Raw genomic sequence first — 17,111 nt, 5'->3', positions numbered from 1 at the left:
CTTTTTTGTATTAGAAAAAGTATATACCTGGTTTCCTGCTTGCTTTTGTGCCTGTACTAAAAATATTGCATTATTTTATTTTGTGGAAGCTTTGATTTTGGATTTTTCTTTAGATATTTACAGCATTATTAATTCTTTCTATCAAACAAATTCAATTTCCACGTTTTCATGAAACACCTGTACACCCTTCTTTTCCTTCTATGGGCAAGTGTGCCAACCTTTGCCCAGGAAGTTGATTCGCTGCAACAACAGATACAGCAGATCGAAAGCTCCATGAAATATCAATATGGAGAGATCAGCCTGAAAGATGGCCTGGCAAAAATTAACGTACCAAAAGGCTTTAAGTACCTGGATGCCGAGCAGGCTGAGTATGTACTGACGGAGCTGTGGGGAAACCCCAAAAGCGGAACCACGCTGGGTATGCTGATACCGGAGCAGTATGGGGTGCTGGACCAGAACGCGTGGGTGTTTGACATTGAGTTTGATGAAATCGGCTATGTGAAAGACGACGATGCAAACGACATTGATTATACGGAGCTGCTTGGAACCATGCAGGAGGAGACGCTGGAAGGTAACAAGGAACGTACCGAAGCTGGTTATGAGCCGATTACGCTCGTAGGCTGGGCATCGGCGCCTTACTACGACCAGGAAAGCAAAATTCTGCACTGGGCCAAAGAAGTTAAATTCGGCGATTCGGAAGAAAATACCCTAAACTACAATGTGCGGGTGCTGGGCCGTAAAGGTGTACTGGTACTGAATGCAATTGCAGGAATGAACAATCTGCCGGAAGTAAAGAAAAACATTGCCACTATAACCGGCAGCGTTACATTTGAACAAGGCCAGACGTATTTCGACTTCGACCCTGATGTAGACGATGTGGCAGCCTGGACCATCGGTAGTTTAGTGGCCGGTAAATTACTAGCAAAAGCCGGTTTCTTTGCCCTGTTGCTGAAATTCTGGAAAGTGATTGCTATTGCCTTGGCAGCTGGCGGTTCTGCTGTCGTTAAATTGTTCAAACGCCGGAAAGAAAACGATGTGGAGGTGGAACAACCGGAGCATCAGCAAGTAAGCTAGTGTTTCTCCAGTTAAATCTTTAGAGGAAATTCTCCCCTTGAGGGGAGCAAGAGGGGTGTATACATCAGAAGGATTCCTTTGTTGATATGCTTCTGCCAATTCTCAAGCCTTTAACACCCCTATGGTCCCCTCAAGGGGACAGTTCCGCAGTCAGAATCTTTTTCTAAGAATCAAATTGGTCGAGCGCTAGACTTCATATTTTTGTCTTTTTCAGAAAAGCTATCTTCCGGAAAGGAGGATAGCTTTTTCTTTTTTACAGTCTGCTGCACCAGCCACCACAGCCGCTGCTCCTCTGGGAGCGGCCCTGCTAATTGAGCAGTAGCTGCTAAGCCTCCTTTTCTGTTACCGCCAGCTTCCCGTTTTCGTGGCGCATCACCTGCCCCAAATCCAGAAGCTCCCGCAGCAGTCGGGTTGTCTGCTCGTGGTGCTTTGGCTCAAACTGTGCTACCAGCTCTTTCGGGAGCCAGGGTTGGTGGTGCAGCAGCTCCAGTAGTTTCTGCCGGAGTGCGGCTGCTTCCTGTTCTGCCCGTTCTTTCTTTCGCTCGGCCAGGCAGTAATCGCAGATGCGGCAGCGCTTGTCGCTGATTTCTCCGAAGTATTCCAGCAGCAGTTGGGTGCGGCAACGATCAGTGGTTTCCACGTAGCGGCCCATTTCTTTGGCTTGTTGCAAGGCCCTTTCGCGGAGCTGCGCCAGCTTTTTATGGTCGAGGGGCAGGTTGATGGCATCCTGGCGCGGCGCGGTAAAAACGAGTTGGGGTGCATCGTGCTTGGGCTCGTACACCAGCACCTCCAGTTTGTGCAGGTACTCCAGCCTGCGCCGCACTTCCTGCTCGGGCAGCTTCAGCAACTCCGCCATTTTTCGCTCCGACACCTTTACAAAATTTACAAACGCCTCGCCACCATACAACCGCAGGATTAGCCGCACCAGCCCTTCGTACTCCGGGTGGATTACCTGGAACTCGTAGAGCGCCGTATTCTCCAGCACAAACATGAGCCGCGAAGGCATGTAGTACACCTCGTTCAGCTGAATATAGCCCTCGCCCTCCAGGCGTTTGATTACATGGTGCACCTCCAGTGGCCGCAGCTTATAAGTTTTGGAGAAATCTTCCAGGTCGAAATCGAAACTGCTCAGCTGGCCGCTGCCTACTGCCATCTGGTAGTAATTAGCCAGCGACTGGTACACCCGCCGTATCAGCTCCAGTGGTGGATGCGCTTCTTCTACCTTCCGCTGCAGCTCTGCCACATCGTTCGGTCCGTGAAGGATAACAGCGTAGGCATACTTTTCGTCGCGGCCGGCGCGGCCTGCTTCCTGGTAATAGGCTTCCAGGCTCTCGGGCAGGTCCAGGTGCACGACCAGCCGCACATCCGGTTTATCGATGCCCATCCCGAAAGCATTGGTTGCCACCATTACCCGCACCTTGTCCTGAATCCAGCTGCTCTGCACGGCGCTGCGCTCTTCAAATTTGAGGCCGGCATGGTAGGCCGCTGCGGCAATGCGCTTGCTTGCCAGGAACTTTGCCATCTCCACGGTTTGCCTGCGACTGCGCACATACACGATGGCCTGTCCCGGCACACGCTGCAGAATTTCGAGCAGGCGCTTTACTTTATCTTCAGTGGCAACGCAGGAGTAGGAGAGGTTGAAGCGGGCGAAGCTTTTCTGGAAAACATTTTTCTCTTTGAACTGCAGTTTTTCCTGTATGTCCTGCTTCACCTGTTCGGTGGCGGTGGCGGTGAGGGCGATAACGGGCACACCGGGCAGGAGGGGGCGCAGCGCAGCCAGCTGCAGGTAAGGCGGACGGAAATCGTAGCCCCATTGCGAAATACAATGCGCCTCGTCTACGGTCAGCAGGCTCACCTTCATGCGCTTTATCCGCTCCTGGAACAGGTCGGTGAGCAGGCGCTCCGGCGACAGGTATAAAAATTTGGTGTTGCCGAATACGCAGTTGTCGAGGGCAATGTCAATTTCGCGGCGGCTCATGCCCGAATACACCGCCACGGCAGGCACCCCCCGTTTGTTCAGCTGCTCCACCTGGTCTTTCATCAAGGCAATAAGCGGCGTGATCACTAGGCAAAGCCCTTCCATAGCAAGGGCAGGCACCTGGAAACAGATCGATTTGCCGCCACCGGTTGGCAATAGCGCCAGCGTATCGTTACCCGCCAATACCGAACGTATAATATCCTCCTGCAGCGGCCTGAACTGCTCGTAGCCCCAATAGGTTTTGAGTATGTGGTGGATGTCCTGCACTGGTTTTAAAAACAGATATTACGCATACATTTACTTTCGTAGGAAAAGTCCCCCTTTGAAGGGGGTAAGGGGGATGATGCACGGGCTGTGAATGAATGCAAGTACAGCCCTGTTTTGTTCGCAGGTGTAAATCATCCCCCTACCCCCTTCAAAGGGGGACAAAAAATTACCTGCTTAACTTCAGTTACTTACAGCTGATTCGGATTTGCAATCCAAATCCTTCGGAGGGGACTTGTAATCCTCGTGGCCTTTGGTTGTTAAATCCATATAATGTTTTGTTTTAGTCGGATTACAAATCCGAATCAGCAACAGAAAAAACAAACTACCGCAAGATTTCATCTTGTGGTTGATATAGGGTAAGTTTTCAACTTACAAACTTGGTATATTTGTTCTGCCTATCCACGCAAGTTGGAAACTTGCCCCATAAAAAGCTCCAAGTTAAAAACTTGAAGCAGTTTATTTCTCTTTTTAGGTGCAAAGGCAATGGTAGTAGCTGCAGAAAGTTTTTTACCTGTAAATTACCTTCAAAGGAGGCCAGAAAACTTGCTCCTGTTTTGCATAATGGAGTTGCTGCTGCTACCTTACAAAGGTATAGATTATGGCTCAAACAAAATGGCAATTTTGCCACCAGCAGCTAACGCCACAAAAAAAGGCTGCCCTTTCCGGACAGCCCTTTCGTTAAAAGTAAAATTATATCAAATTAAGCCGCTGCAGACTGACCATCTTCACGGTCTTCGATCACCTTTTTCAGCTTTTCGATGGCCTGGGCAGCACGCTCTTCATCCAGGCGGTTGATGTTCAGCAACATCTTGGTCTTTTCCTGGCGGGTAATCACCGGGTTGTTCAGCAGGCGGATAATTTCTTCTTTCTGCTTGGCTGATGCATAGCGAATGCCGGGAGCAGGTTCTGTTTCCGCTGCAGGCGCCGCTGTTGTTGCAGGGGCGGCCTTCATGGTTGCTTTCTTCTCGGTAGGCACAGCAGGCTGCTTGTCGGCCTTGGCGGTGTCGTTGCCAGAATAATCCATTTCCTCTGCAGGAGTCGGCTCATAACCAGCTGCCCGGATAATCCAGGCCAGGATGTTCCGGTAGGCCTTACCAATGGCGCGCGTCTGTGCCATGGAGGCTATCGCAAATTCCTGGTAATACTTTTTACCTTGTTCGCGGTTAGAGCAGATCGCAAAACCCGCCCCCACCACCTGCTGACTGCGGAGGTCGAGCAGGTTTACCTTGGCCTGGTATTTTATTTCATCGTCGGTACTAATATTTACCACATGTTCTACAACCGGCAGAATACCTAACCGGGAGCCGGCATATTGCCACCCTTCCACATTCACGTACTCTTTGCCTTGTATATTCTGGAATAACCTGTTCTCTTTGATAAACTTTGCCAGGTCAACAGCCAGGTGCAGCGTTTCATCAGATTTGGCTATATCATAGCTCTCGATCTTTGCTTTTTTCTGCACATTTGTCTCTTTCGTTGATTGACTCATCTCTTCTTTATTTTTCTTGTTTTCGTACATATATCAAACATCACCAGCCGCTAAATAGTGCAAAAAACTGAAAAAATATATAAATTAATCTAACTGAATATCAATGAGTTATAAGATAATTTTAAATTATTTTTTCAGCAGTCGCACTTATCGCTGCCGGACATGCAGGAATGTGTAAAGGGGGACTATATATACGGGAAAAAGCTGCGAAGAGGTGCGGGTAAAGTTTTGAGATTTAGGATGTTGAAATGCTGCTGGCTGTTTGATTAGGAGGCTTGCAGATTCCTTTTTATCTTGGGTGGAAGAACTACAATATGTTTGCGAAGAGAAAATGCCGGAGATAAGCAGATTTTACGGGATAATTATCAGGATGTATTTTAGTGACCATAATCCGCCTCACTTTCATGCAGATTACGAAGAGTATAAGGCGGAATATGACATTAGAACATTAGATAGAATTGCAGGAACATTACCGAACAGAGCACATGCTTTGGTGCTGGAGTGGGCATCTTTACATAAGGATGAATTAATGAAAAACTGGGAGAAAACTCAAGTACCTGCAAGTTTAGATAAAATTGAGCCTTTAAGATAGAAAATAACCATGAATGAAATAATTGAATTTGAAGTGCTAAGTAATTATCATATCTGGTTAAAGTTTCAGGATGGATATGAAAAGATAGTAAATATTAAGCCATTGATAGGTAAAGGCTTTACCAAAGAATTACTTGAAGCTAATAATTTTAACAAAGTGATAATTGAACCAGGTGGTGGGCTTGGATGGTATAATGGGTATGACATATGTCCAAACTTCCTGAGAGAAATGCCGGAAGAGAAGAAGCACGTGGCATAAACCAATCCAGTCAGCTTGATTTTTTTGCTAGACATAAGGCTTAAACTGTATGAGCATAACAGTAGAATTTTAGACATAAAAATTAATGAATAGAATATTTCTGACTGTTACAGCCATTGCCGTGATTGCTTGTCAAAATCGAACGAATCAGGAAACGCATCAGATAGAGGAGCCCGTACCAACTGAAGTAGTTGCTACTAAAACACAAGAAAAGGATACACTAAACTTCAACAGCCTTTCACCTTTGGGAATGGAACTGAAAAAAGCTATAAGTGACCCGGCTACTGATAAATACTTTATCGAGATATTCAACAAAGGGAAAGCTGTGTCACACCCTGATGACAATAAAATGCTTTCTATCACGGATAGCTTGTTTTCTAAAGACCAAAACAAAGATTTTTTCTACTTCGTTGTATTCTCGAAATCAATGGACGGTGCTGACGGATATTACTCTGAGGCGGCAGGTGAAAAAGCAACGGAATTTGTATTACAGAAGACAGAAAGGTTCGCTGATTATTTCAACATAGGGCCAACGTTGACTGACAATGATATGCGAAACTGGGCCAGATCAATAGTGGGAGAAATCCAGATAGAGCGAGAAGGTGAAGAAGCACAGGCAATTAATGAACTTTTAAGTCTACTAAGAGCAAATATCAGAACAGGACGAAAGGAATACTCTACTATAATCGAAAAGTTTATCGGGCATCTCAAAGGTATTGAAAAAGAAAGGATAACTAACCACTAACAAAATCTATACGCCTGCTTTAGCCAATGGCTTCGCTCATCGTTTATCAGATTGGCAGAGCCAGAAACAACCAGAACAAACATTTACCCTGAAGTAAAGACCTGTTTTATCTCCTCAAGCCGACAGCTCCTGCACAATAACCCCATCTTTCATCACAAGCGTACGGTCGGCCATTTCGGCCAGGTCCTGGTTGTGGGTAACAATCACGAAGGTTTGGTTAAACTCGGCCCTCAGCTTGAAGAAAATATCGTGCAGTTCCTGTGCGTTCTGCGAGTCGAGGTTGCCGCTTGGTTCGTCGGCGAAAATAACCTGGGGCGAATTGATGAGCGCACGTGCCACCGCAGTCCGCTGTTGTTCGCCACCCGACATTTCGGAAGGCTTGTGGTGCAGGCGGTGCGACAGGTTCAGCATTCCCAGCAGTTCTTCGGCCCGTTTGATAACCTCTTTCTCCGGACGACCAGCCAGGAAGCCCGGCAGACAGGCGTTCTCCAGGGCAGAAAATTCCGGTAGCAGGTTGTGGAACTGGAAGATAAAACCGATGTGCCTGTTCCGGAAGCGGGCCAGGTCGGTGGCATTCATCTTCGCTATATTTTTATCGTCAAATAGCACCTGCCCGGAGTCTGCTGTATCCAACGTACCCAGAATGTGCAGGAGCGTGCTTTTCCCGGCTCCGGATGCCCCCACAATAGACACCACCTCGCCTGTACCAATGGTCAGGTCGATTCCCTTCAGCACTTCCAGCGCGCCGTATTTTTTATAGATGTTAGTTACCTGCAGCACAATCTGACAGTGGTTTTACAGTTTAAATTCAAAAAATATAACGTTGCCAAAGCTACAAAACATACGGCAGATATTCGTAAAGGGCTGACAATTTTCAGCGCCTTAAGCCTTGGGCGCAGAGGTATCCGGATCAGGTGCAGTGGCTGTGGTGGCAGGTGCAGTAGGGTTTTGGCCTCTCTTTTCCAGTGTGTCTTTTACATAAAGCTCGTTTATCACCACCATCAGCACTGCCAGGATGGGGGCCGCCAGCAGCAAACCCAGGGCGCCCTGCAAAATACCTAAGAGCACCTGGAAGAACAAAAGCAGGGCAGGGGGCAGGTCAACGGTTTTCTGGAAAATGATAGGCGTGATAACCCAACTTTCCACCATCTGAATACCGCCATACACCAGTATGACCGTAAGGGCCATCTGCGGCCCCTCCAGCAACCCCACCAGCACGGCAGGCACCGCCGCAATATAAGGCCCTATGTTCGGGATAAAGGAAAACAGGAACGCAATGAGGGCAAGTGCAAATGCCATAGGCAAACCAATCAGGTTATAGGCAATGGCTGTGCTTACGCCAATAATGGCCATGGAAGCCAGCATACCCACCAGCCACATCCGCAATGTTTCGTAGCACTTTTGCAGCACTTCCAGGATACGCGTCCGGTGTTGTACGCCAAAGAGTTTCACAAAGCCATGCGTGTAGAGCTTGGGATTTGATGAAAAAAAGATGGCGGTAATAATAACCACAAACAAATCGGCTATAAAGCTGAGCGTGGTGGAAAAAGCGCCTGTAAGGCGCGAAACAATGTCGTCGCGTTTGGAAAAAGAGCTGCTGAAATTCTGGGGGAGCTTCTCTGCCAGTCTTTTCCCCCAGCTCTGCTGCGCCAGCCAGTCCTGCACTTTGGTTAAGGACCGGGGTAAGGCTTCTTTCATCTGGTCAGCCTGGTCTGCCACGGTTGGCGCCACCAGCCAAACCGACCCGATTAAGACCCCGAAGAAAAATAAAATGGAGAGCGTCAGGGCAAGCCACCGTTTCATGTGAAGTTTCCCTGTGAGCAGGTCCGTCATGCCGCAGAAGAGCACGGCGAGCAAAATACCGGCAAATACCAGCAGAAAAAAATAAAGGTGTTTTCCGACCAGGTAAAAGGCAGTTCCAACAAGAAGTAAAACGAGAGCTGCAAGAGCGGTGCGTTTGGCAAAGGCGTAGTTGTCTGTCATGGTTGCGGAGCAGTACCGGTTTATACGTAATGCTACTTTTGATTTTTTTCTAAGTACTCAAAATGCGGGCTTCCCGTTACGTTCTGCTGTGGTTGGCTCTGATTTTTTGGGGGGTAACCGGCAGATTCAGGTAATTATTAAAAACTGATTGTTTGAAATTAAGGGGATTATAACTTACTTTCGTGCATCCATAAAAACTGCAAGCATGAACATACACGAATATCAGGCTAAAGACATTTTAAAGAGCTACGGCGTTCGCATACAGGAAGGCATCGTGGCGGAAACACCAGAAGAAGCGGTTGCAGCTGCCAAAAGACTGACCGAAGAAACCGGCACCGGCTGGCACGTAATCAAAGCACAGATACATGCGGGCGGTCGCGGTAAAGGCGGCGGTGTGAAACTGGCCAAAAACCTGGAGCAGGTAAAAGAGCTGGCTGACCAGATCCTGGGCATGACACTGGTAACGCACCAGACCGGTCCTGAAGGCAAGCTGGTACAGAAAGTGCTGGTAGCGCAGGATGTGTACTATCCCGGCGAATCCGAAACAAAAGAGTATTACCTGAGTATACTGCTGGACCGTGCCAAAGGCCAGAACGTGATCATGGCCTCTACCGAGGGTGGTATGGATATAGAGGAAGTTGCAGAAAAGTCGCCGGAAAAAATCATTAAAGAGTGGATTGACCCTGCTGTTGGTCTGCAAGGATTCCAGGCGCGTAAAATCGCGTTTGCATTTGGTTTGCAGGGCGAGGCTTTCAAGGAGATGGTGAAATTCGTAACCAACCTGTACAAAGCCTACCTGGATACCGACTCTTCCATGTTCGAAATCAACCCGGTTCTTAAAACTTCCGACAACAAGATCCTGGCCGTTGACGCGAAAGTAAACCTGGACGACAACGCGCTGTACCGTCATAAAAACCTGGCTGCCCTGCGCGATATTTCGGAAGAAGATCCGTTGGAAGTAGAAGCCGGTGAGCACAACCTGAACTACGTGAAGCTGGATGGCAACGTAGGTTGTATGGTAAACGGTGCCGGTCTGGCCATGGCTACCATGGACATCATAAAGCTTTCCGGCGGTGAGCCTGCCAACTTCCTCGACGTAGGTGGTGGCGCCAATGCACAGACAGTAGAAGCCGGTTTCCGTATTATCCTGAAAGACCCGAACGTAAAAGCGATCCTGATCAACATCTTCGGTGGTATCGTTCGTTGCGACCGTGTTGCCAACGGGGTAGTAGAAGCTTATAAAAACATCGGCGACATCCGTGTGCCGATCATCGTTCGTCTGCAAGGTACTAACGCAGAAGAAGGTGCCCGCATTATTGATGAGTCCGGCCTGAAAGTTTACTCTGCCGTTGCTTTGAAAGAAGCTGCCGAGAAAGTAAAGCTAGTATTAGCTGAAGTTGGCGCGTAACCGACTTTAAACCATAAGAATAGAAGAGGCTGTCAGTTTTGGCAGCCTCTTTTTTTATAGAGCATATTGTTAACCGCACGTAGAGCAGAGGCTATGGTGGCGGGAGCAGCAGAACATTTACTGCTAAAAAGTGATTTCTGACACGAGAAAAGTCTGCTGCACCTGCCACCACAGCCTCTGCTGCTCTGCTTTTTCCGAACGTGGGAGCAAGCAATCTTTGCTATTCCTTCGGCGCCCGGAGGGTGAAGACACGCGAGATGTTGAAGCCGAAGTGGATGTCGCCACGTCCCCAACTGCCTACGGTTTCGGTTAAAAAGCCGGGTTCGTTCATTGATGTGGAGTTGGTGAAGTGCAGCTGAAAAACGTGTCCGCCGGTTTGAATGTCGAAGCCCAGGGCGAGGGAATTGTAAAACTCGTCGCGCAGCTGGCCCGGGAAGGCGTGGTAATATTCAGCATTGAGCGAGATCATGCTGGTGAGTTTCTGGCGTGCAGCCACCCCCAGCAGAAAAACATCGTTGTTTTCCTCTTTCAGCAGGATCAGGTTGCGGTGCACCAGGGTCGGCATGAGCTGTAAGGTTGTTTTTTCGCTGAACTTCCGGCCAACGAGCAGCTGGTGCACGTACGCCAGCCTCGAACTGAAAAGGTTGTCGCGTTCAGGTTGCTGCCAGTTGATCGTTTTCAGGTAAACTCCAGACAAAAACGCAACCGACACCGGCATTTCCCGCACACCTGTACTTTGGCGCAGCAGCTTCACCTTTACAAACGTGTCGTACACTTTGTTGTGGGAGCTTCGCCCGACACCTACCATGATCCGGTCCGTTAAGCCATAATCGAGCCCGATACGCACACTGGCCTGGTCCAACCCGAAAAAGTTGTAGGCGCCGCTGTTCAGCATACCAAACCGGTGCGAAATTTTAACGTCGAGTACACCGCCCGGCGTATTTTCCAGTGAGTGCCCGTTTATGACACGGGTGGTGTAAAAGCTGCCGCTGGCATAGTCGGTAACTGGTTTCTCTTCCACCAGCGAGAGCAGGCTCTCTTCATCCTGCGCAAAGCAGGTGGGGGCGGAGCAAAGCAGGCAGAAGAGGAGTAGGTGCAGCCTGATGTTTTTCATGTTTGCTTGAATTTTCATGATAGGAATAATGAAAGCGTGGTGTTTTGTCCACTCCCGAACAAGTCCGGGACCTGCGGCTTCAAAGCTAATCTTGTAGGAAAAATTGTCTGCAGCTGCGACCATTGCCTTTGCTCCTAAAAAAGAGAAAAAACTGCTTCAGGTTTCCAACTTGGAGCTATCATTCCAGCAAGTTTTCAACCTGCGAGGGCATGAAATCAGGTAGGTTCAGCCACGAAAGCTGAAAGCTTTCATGATAAAAAGCTCCAAGTTAGAAACTTGAAGCAGGATTTTTCCCTACAAAATTAGCTTCAAGGGGGACTTTTTCTGCAATGGTATTTTATGCGTAACATCAATGATAGAATACTTTTCGTGGTAGCTTCTCTGCCTGCTAAACTATCGTGCCGGTCTCAGCTTCTCAGCGGCTCATACACCATATCAATTGTTACCTTCACCTGTTTTGCAATGTTGTTCCGCACCACGGCAGGAATGACAATGTCGTAATCTTCGGGCGCTACCATAAAGCTGGAGGTGCCGCTGATCACCCCGTTTTTAACCGTAATGGTGCCGGGCGCCTCGATGGCCTTCGTTACCCCGTGTATGGTCAGGTTGCCTTTCACATTCACCTGGTAGGTGCCGTCTTTTGTAAAATCGACATCACTTGTGTTGGTGATGTTGCCGGTGAAGGTGGCTTTGGGGTATTTGTGCGATTCTACAAACCGTTCGTTGAAATGCTGTTCCATTAAGGCTTTCCGGAACTGGAAGGCTTTCATCAGAACGGCAAATTCCATCCTGCCGGTTTCGGTGTCGATGACGCTGGTGGCCGTTTTATTATGCGCTTCAATATCTTCGAGCGGGGCCGAAGAGTAAAAAGAAATTTTACCTGATTTTGTATAGAACTTTCCCTGCCCATGGGCTACCACCACTACCAGCAGCAGTAACACGCTTATAATTATCTTTTTCATTGTTTCTGAATTAGAATGATGTACATCTTGTTTAGTCTTCCGGCACACACCGGATGAGCACGACATCCATCAGCTTACCGGTGCACACCCCCTTCACCGTTAGGTGTTGTCCTTCCCTGATGGTTGCTGCATTGGCTAAATTTTTTTCGGGTATGGTGCAGGTTACGCCAAACATTTCATCTCCGGCTTCAAGGGTCAGCATCATATTGCCTTCTGCATCGGTGTGGGCAGATTTTACATTGCCCCGCACTTTAATTACTTTGTCGAGGTATTTGGTATTGGCTGCTGCTTCATCTTCTTCAAACTCACGGAAAAGTGTGGAGGCATCCACCACAAAGTCAGAAGAGGCCTTCCCGATGTCGCGGTGCGGCTTGTTATAAAGCAGGTAACCGACAACACCTGCCACCAGGATACCTATGAGCGCGATAGTGAGTAGTATTTTCTTCATGAGATTTAATTATTGGGCGCTCCTGCTTCTACCCAGGCTCTTATCTGGCTGATCTGACATTCGGGCAGTTTGGAGGCATCTTGTGGCATGGGCGGGAAACCGGACGCGTGCGTAATTACCCCGAGCAGTTTTCCGTTGTTGGCTACAGCAGCAGCACCTGCGTAGGCAGACAGGTCAAGACCGGCTTCAGGGGAGGGGCCGCTGTGGCAGCTGGTGCAGTTTCGTGCCAGGATGGGCCGGATGGTGGACGAAAACGTAACGGCAGCTGTGGTGCAGGCGTTGCTGGGGTACAGTTCTTCTTCTACATTATAGTAGCAGCCCTGCAGGAAGAGCACCAGGCAGGAGAGCGCCACTGGTATCAGCGTGCTTTTACCGAAGATTTCTGGTTGTAACCTGGCTTGCGGTTTTTGTTTCCGGAATATTTTTTTGCTGCTTACGGTGGTGTCTGCTTTTTTCATGATCCTGGTTTTTAAGATAAGTTGAGCTGGTAAGCTGCTGTATCTCAGTCTTGTTTCTGTTTAACAAACATTTGCTGGTAAAACCGAATTTGCCGGTAAGGGTGCGGCAGATGCGAAAGGGTGTTGCTGCTGGTAGAAATAGTTGATATTTTTTTTGCCAGATGTTTACTTTTATCAGCATAGTTTCTATTTTTGTGCACGTTCAGGCACCCGTAGTTCAACTGGATAGAATATCGGATTTCGGCTCCGAGGGTTAGGGGTTCGAATCCTCTCGGGTGCACAGAAACTTGAAAAGCCTTGTAGCAATGCAGGGCTTTCCTTTTCTGTTCGGGGTGTAGCGTAGCCTGGTATCGCGCCAGCATGGGGTGCTGGAGGTCGTGGGTTCGAATCCCGCCACTCCGACTTTTGAAGCGGCTGTCCGGATAACCGGGTAGCCGCTTCTTTTTTCAGGAAAACAAATCACAAAGACCTAACTGTTACTGTAAGCACCTTGCTGCTGAAAGCCGGCACCTGCTTATTTTTTCAGGATCAACCGACGGGTGTCCATAATCTTGTCGTTAGCCAGCAGCCGGAGGAAATAGATACCGGAAGGCAGGCTCTTCACATCCAGCACCACCGCCTCTTCCGAACCTGCCGGAAAATCAGTATCAGTTACCACGGAAACGGTCTGGCCGATCATGTTAGTCAGGGTTAAGGTATATGTTTTGGAGCTGAATACATCCAGTTTCACCATTACATTTTCGCGGGCCGGGTTCGGGTAAACTTCCATAACAGCTGCCATGCCCTTTTCCTGCTTGATGCCGGTTACGGATGAAACGGTAATAGTACCGCGCATACCGGAAGTCGGGGTCCCATGTAACTGGCAATGATAGGGGTAGGTGCCTGCTGCTGTAAACGTATGCGTAAAAGTACGGCTTTCTGTATTGATCGGAAAGGTAGCCCAAGCCGCAGGACTACTGTCTGACTGGGTAGGATGGTCGCCGGACTGCCATTGCCAGATTACCCGGTCTCCGACATTAATGTTGAGCGTGCTGGGGTTATACTGAAAATCGGCCACCTGTATTGTGTGATCTACTGCTGTGGCAGCGAACTGAAAGCCTGTCATGAAAGCTATCAGTAGCACTAGTACATTTTTTTTCATGATGCTGGGGGTTAAATGATTTATTACACTATGAATATCAGTTATAAGCAGGATGGATCTGCTATCACAGAAGCCTCCTGGCATGCGTAGTTTCAAAAAGTATAAGGGTGATTATTTACTTGCCGGTATACTGGGTTCGGGTGCGTATTACGGTAAGGAGTAGCCTGGTCTAATCTTGTTTATTGTTTTTAGTACATTGATAGCCAGTATGTTTACTTGTTTTTTTATTATACTGGCTAAAAATCTTAATTGTTGCTGCACGTGCGTGTAAAATGAATGCATTAATAACTTGTTTAAACAATAGTTCGGATAATGCCAGCTACGCTTTACTTTCATTTTTTATACAGGCAGAGGCCGGAGCTCCTGTGCAGGATTTAATGCTGCACAGCAACTCCGGCAACAACGCCTGTTACTCGACCTGCACCCTGAGTTCCCCGCCCGTATAGGTTGAGCTGTGGATGTTTAAATACCACATACCGCTCAGCAACTGGTCTTCCTCTGCCTGGGTTAACGCACGGGTCTGGCCGGAGACAGTGCCGGACGAGTTGTCGTTGGGAAGGGTTATTGGGATGACAACGGAGGCGTTTTGCGTGCGGGTGGCGGGGCCGTGGAAGTGCATGCCAACCGTCTTGTCAGAAGCATTTCCGAGGGTCCAGGTTATGTTGTAACTGATAATGTTGGTGTCCTTGTTGTAGGTAATGTTTGCTGTACCCGAACCGTTCGTCATAACGGCAGGTGTCTGAACTTCGGCTGCTCCGGTTAAGGCCAGGTTGTTGAATTTAACCTCGTTTGTGGGATTATCGTCATCGTCGTCATCGCAACTGCTGACCACGATCATAAAGCTGAGCAGCACACTGGCTAGTAGCCAGTAATTTCTGAAATTTTTCATAGTTTTTTAGTTTAAATATTGGAATATAATGGTAAAAAAATGGGCATAAGCGCTAGGTGTAACACAGTTCATGCTGTGTTATATCAGGCTTCGGAGGTTTGCCCGGACCTCGTTATTTCTTCCGTGAGACGGTATACCCTGCCGTTAAAAAAATGCCTGCACTGGTTAGCTTGATATGCCCGGCGCCAATACCTGTAAGGGGTATCTTTACAAAGGGCTCCACGCCAACAGAGAACACAGGAGACAGCTTTCGGCTATAACTCACGGACAGGTTCTGCACGCCAAACCAATGCTTGTTCTGGTTCGCTATTTCTACTGTTTTTTTGTAGGATCCATAACTGTAGTCATAATTATAAGTGTATTTTTCATTTAGCATAATGTAACTCGAAAGGCCTGCCTGTACGGCAAAGCTGTTTTTACCCCATTCCAGTACCCGGTAGCTGACATTCAGGGGTATGTCCAGTACTTTGCAGACGCCATCTATCGAGGTGGGTAATTTCCTGCCGCTCCAGTAGTCGTCAGACGGCGTGTAATCTTCCGGTCGGGCGCCGTATACTTTGTTTGCCCACACCACACCAGTCAGGATGCTGATCCTGTTCGTGACAGGAACGCCTACAGCAATACCGGCATTCGCACTGATCGCCTCCGGGTTCCGGAGCTTTACGGTTGTAAAATCGGGCGCGACAAGCAGGGCCACCTGCAAACTGCTTAAAAAAGGACTTCTGCGGTTTGTTTTGCTGTTCAGGCTGCTGCTGTCTGCTTCCACGCTTTGTTCCGCTACAGGTGCTGCTGCCTGCGCAGTGTCCGGTGTTGCCTGTGTGGCTGCAGAAGGTAACAGGGCAGACCTTGCACCGTCATCAAACTTACTTACCGCTATGCTGTCCTGAACCTTATTCCCCAAAACAGGGCTGTTGACCATTGAATTACCAGTATCTTGTGCAGCCTCTGCAACTGGTTCGGCATCCGCTCTCTTTTTATCCTGCTTTTCCCGGCCAGTAACAAGTAGAATTTTGTCCTGGAAGATCTGTCGCTTTGCTGCGCTTACCTTATGGGGTTTGCTTGCACCGGCAGTGCTCTGACCGGTAACAGGGTTACTAGCAGCAGTTTTTTTAATCGTATGTACTTCAACAGGAACTTTCGGCCTCTCCTGTAAAGGTTGCTGCGGAATAATTCCAGGGGTGTTGCTAACCTGCTGCCTGCTTTCCGGAATCCTGTTTTCTGATACAGCCTTTGTTTTCATTTCAGTTTGTTGCGCCAGTTTTACGACAGCTACGATGGAATAAATACCCAGAAGCAACAGCAGCGGGTAGAAAAGTTTGTGCCACCACGAATGCTTCCCGTCTACACTATCCAGTTTTTGTTCCATAGCTTTCCATGCTTCCGGATCGTAGGGCGGATCGTAGCTTTCAGCACTCTTCCTGAACAGGTTGTCGAGTTCTTCGTCAGATATGTTGTTTGTACTCATCTATCCTGCTCTTTGTTAATTTGTCTCTTAAATTAGCCCTTGCTTTAGCCAGGTTCGACTTTGAGGTTCCAACCGATATACCCAGTGTTTCAGCTATTTCTTCGTGCGTATAACCGTCAATGGCATAAAGGTTGAATACAGCCCGGTAGGCCGGCGATAATGCCTGCACCAGGCCAAGCAGATGCTCGTAGTTGAGTTGCTGCAACACATCGCCTGTGTCAGCTTCCGGTTCGGCTGCGGTTATATCCGACAAATGATAATGTTTCAGGTTGTGCCGGTAATTATCTAACGCCGTATTGATCAGGATGCGCCGCAGCCATAATTTAAATGGCTTCTGACGATCATATTGCTCCAGCTTTGTAAAAACCTTCAGGAAACCGTCGTTCAGCACCTCCCGGGCTTCTTCGGTATCTTTTGAGTAGCGTAAACTGATGCTCATGGCATAGCCGTAGAAAAGCTTATACAGCTTTCTTTGTGCTTCGCGGTCGCTTTTTAAGCAACCCTGAAGCAGCAGGTCTACCTCTTTGCTTACAGTTTCACTCACTCATTTACCTTCTTTGCGTCCCCATCACGGAGGAATTTCCGAAACGGTTGCCTCGCCCTGAAAAAAAATTAACATTTGTTTTATAAGTACGACTGAACGGAATAGAATACCGTCTCAAACCGGTTGCGCTTTCCCAAAGCTGCCATGTAACTTAAAAACTTCAGGAAAGTAAAGCAAAAGCTGACACAGACAATATGGCGCATCCTTTTTCTTTGGCTTTTTGTTTGAAGATGACGTAGCTTTAGAAACAAAGAAGGGGGGAGGCGCTTTTAAGTTGCTGTTCTACCCGATACACT

General features: G+C 48.2%; 17 protein-coding genes and 2 tRNA genes. 7 read left to right on the top strand and 12 right to left on the bottom strand.

Features of this window, described 5'->3' with window-relative positions:
* Positions 1-168: 168 nt before the first annotated feature.
* Positions 169-1,074 carry a DUF2167 domain-containing protein gene (locus DCW36_RS03295; RefSeq protein WP_114779505.1) on the top strand — a complete coding sequence of 302 codons (906 nt, stop codon included), beginning with the start codon at positions 169-171 and terminating at the stop codon, positions 1,072-1,074.
* A 325-nt stretch (positions 1,075-1,399) separates the two neighbouring features.
* On the opposite strand, the gene DCW36_RS03290 is transcribed toward DCW36_RS03295, so the two are convergent.
* Both DCW36_RS03290 and DCW36_RS03285 read right to left on the bottom strand, forming a co-directional pair.
* A complete protein-coding gene (locus tag DCW36_RS03290) occupies positions 1,400-3,319 on the bottom strand; it encodes a RecQ family ATP-dependent DNA helicase (protein WP_114779503.1) in 1,920 nt (639 codons plus the stop codon).
* A 700-nt stretch (positions 3,320-4,019) separates the two neighbouring features.
* The gene (locus tag DCW36_RS03285) at positions 4,020-4,808 is read right to left on the bottom strand and encodes a hypothetical protein (protein ID WP_114779643.1); all 789 of its coding nucleotides are present in this window, start codon (positions 4,806-4,808) and stop codon (positions 4,020-4,022) included.
* Positions 4,809-5,106: 298 nt separating this feature from the next.
* Here DCW36_RS03285 and DCW36_RS03280 point away from each other — a divergent pair, with 298 nt between their 5' ends.
* The 3 genes from DCW36_RS03280 to DCW36_RS03270 all read left to right on the top strand — a co-directional run bounded on the left by DCW36_RS03280 (position 5,107) and on the right by DCW36_RS03270 (position 6,403).
* A complete protein-coding gene (locus DCW36_RS03280; protein WP_240676035.1) occupies positions 5,107-5,400 on the top strand; it encodes a DUF4160 domain-containing protein in 294 nt (97 codons plus the stop codon).
* A 9-nt stretch (positions 5,401-5,409) separates the two neighbouring features.
* The gene (locus DCW36_RS03275) at positions 5,410-5,658 is read left to right on the top strand and encodes a DUF2442 domain-containing protein (RefSeq protein WP_114779501.1); all 249 of its coding nucleotides are present in this window, start codon (positions 5,410-5,412) and stop codon (positions 5,656-5,658) included.
* Positions 5,659-5,743: 85 nt separating this feature from the next.
* Complete coding sequence (locus DCW36_RS03270; RefSeq protein WP_114779499.1) at positions 5,744-6,403, top strand: hypothetical protein; 660 nt, start codon at positions 5,744-5,746, stop codon at positions 6,401-6,403.
* 114 nt (positions 6,404-6,517) lie between these two features.
* Here the strand turns inward: DCW36_RS03270 and DCW36_RS03265 are convergent, their stop codons facing one another.
* Entirely contained in the window at positions 6,518-7,183 is a 666-nt protein-coding gene (locus DCW36_RS03265; RefSeq protein WP_114779497.1) for an ABC transporter ATP-binding protein, read from the bottom strand.
* 102 nt (positions 7,184-7,285) lie between these two features.
* Positions 7,286-8,386, bottom strand: coding sequence for an AI-2E family transporter (locus DCW36_RS03260; RefSeq protein ID WP_114779495.1), 1,101 nt, complete (start codon positions 8,384-8,386; stop codon positions 7,286-7,288).
* 205 nt (positions 8,387-8,591) lie between these two features.
* On the opposite strand from DCW36_RS03260, the gene sucC reads away from it, so the two are divergent.
* Entirely contained in the window at positions 8,592-9,794 is a 1,203-nt protein-coding gene (sucC, locus tag DCW36_RS03255; protein WP_114779493.1) for an ADP-forming succinate--CoA ligase subunit beta, read from the top strand.
* Positions 9,795-10,014: 220 nt separating this feature from the next.
* Here sucC and DCW36_RS03250 read toward each other — a convergent pair whose 3' ends face one another.
* The 4 genes from DCW36_RS03250 to DCW36_RS03235 all read right to left on the bottom strand — a co-directional run bounded on the left by DCW36_RS03250 (position 10,015) and on the right by DCW36_RS03235 (position 12,776).
* Entirely contained in the window at positions 10,015-10,926 is a 912-nt protein-coding gene (locus DCW36_RS03250) for a DUF5777 family beta-barrel protein (protein ID WP_240676034.1), read from the bottom strand.
* Positions 10,927-11,315: 389 nt separating this feature from the next.
* Positions 11,316-11,870 carry a YceI family protein gene (locus tag DCW36_RS03245; RefSeq protein WP_114779491.1) on the bottom strand — a complete coding sequence of 185 codons (555 nt, stop codon included), beginning with the start codon at positions 11,868-11,870 and terminating at the stop codon, positions 11,316-11,318.
* A 31-nt stretch (positions 11,871-11,901) separates the two neighbouring features.
* A complete protein-coding gene (locus DCW36_RS03240; protein WP_114779489.1) occupies positions 11,902-12,318 on the bottom strand; it encodes an OB-fold protein in 417 nt (138 codons plus the stop codon).
* A gap of 5 nt (positions 12,319-12,323) precedes the next feature.
* The gene (locus DCW36_RS03235) at positions 12,324-12,776 is read right to left on the bottom strand and encodes a hypothetical protein (protein ID WP_114779487.1); all 453 of its coding nucleotides are present in this window, start codon (positions 12,774-12,776) and stop codon (positions 12,324-12,326) included.
* A gap of 206 nt (positions 12,777-12,982) precedes the next feature.
* On the opposite strand from DCW36_RS03235, the gene DCW36_RS03230 reads away from it, so the two are divergent.
* Both DCW36_RS03230 and DCW36_RS03225 read left to right on the top strand, forming a co-directional pair.
* Positions 12,983-13,056 (top strand) — tRNA-Arg (locus DCW36_RS03230).
* Positions 13,057-13,104: 48 nt separating this feature from the next.
* A tRNA-Pro gene (locus DCW36_RS03225) sits at positions 13,105-13,178 on the top strand.
* A gap of 112 nt (positions 13,179-13,290) precedes the next feature.
* Here DCW36_RS03225 and DCW36_RS03220 read toward each other — a convergent pair.
* The 4 genes from DCW36_RS03220 to DCW36_RS03205 all read right to left on the bottom strand — a co-directional run bounded on the left by DCW36_RS03220 (position 13,291) and on the right by DCW36_RS03205 (position 16,815).
* Positions 13,291-13,917 (bottom strand): T9SS type A sorting domain-containing protein, encoded by a 627-nt coding sequence (locus DCW36_RS03220; protein WP_164891015.1) that lies wholly within the window; start codon positions 13,915-13,917, stop codon positions 13,291-13,293.
* 409 nt (positions 13,918-14,326) lie between these two features.
* Positions 14,327-14,806 (bottom strand): CHRD domain-containing protein, encoded by a 480-nt coding sequence (locus DCW36_RS03215; protein ID WP_114779483.1) that lies wholly within the window; start codon positions 14,804-14,806, stop codon positions 14,327-14,329.
* A 112-nt stretch (positions 14,807-14,918) separates the two neighbouring features.
* Entirely contained in the window at positions 14,919-16,271 is a 1,353-nt protein-coding gene (locus DCW36_RS03210) for a porin family protein (protein WP_114779481.1), read from the bottom strand.
* The gene (locus DCW36_RS03205; protein WP_114779479.1) at positions 16,249-16,815 is read right to left on the bottom strand and encodes an RNA polymerase sigma factor; all 567 of its coding nucleotides are present in this window, start codon (positions 16,813-16,815) and stop codon (positions 16,249-16,251) included. The genes DCW36_RS03210 and DCW36_RS03205 overlap by 23 nt, the downstream gene beginning before the upstream one ends.
* Positions 16,816-17,111: the final 296 nt, after the last annotated feature.

Origin of the sequence: Botryobacter ruber, assembly GCF_003347595.2 — a bacterium.
Lineage (GTDB): Bacteria > Bacteroidota > Bacteroidia > Cytophagales > Hymenobacteraceae > Pontibacter > Pontibacter ruber_A.
This window is presented reverse-complemented; position numbering and strand designations above follow the sequence as displayed.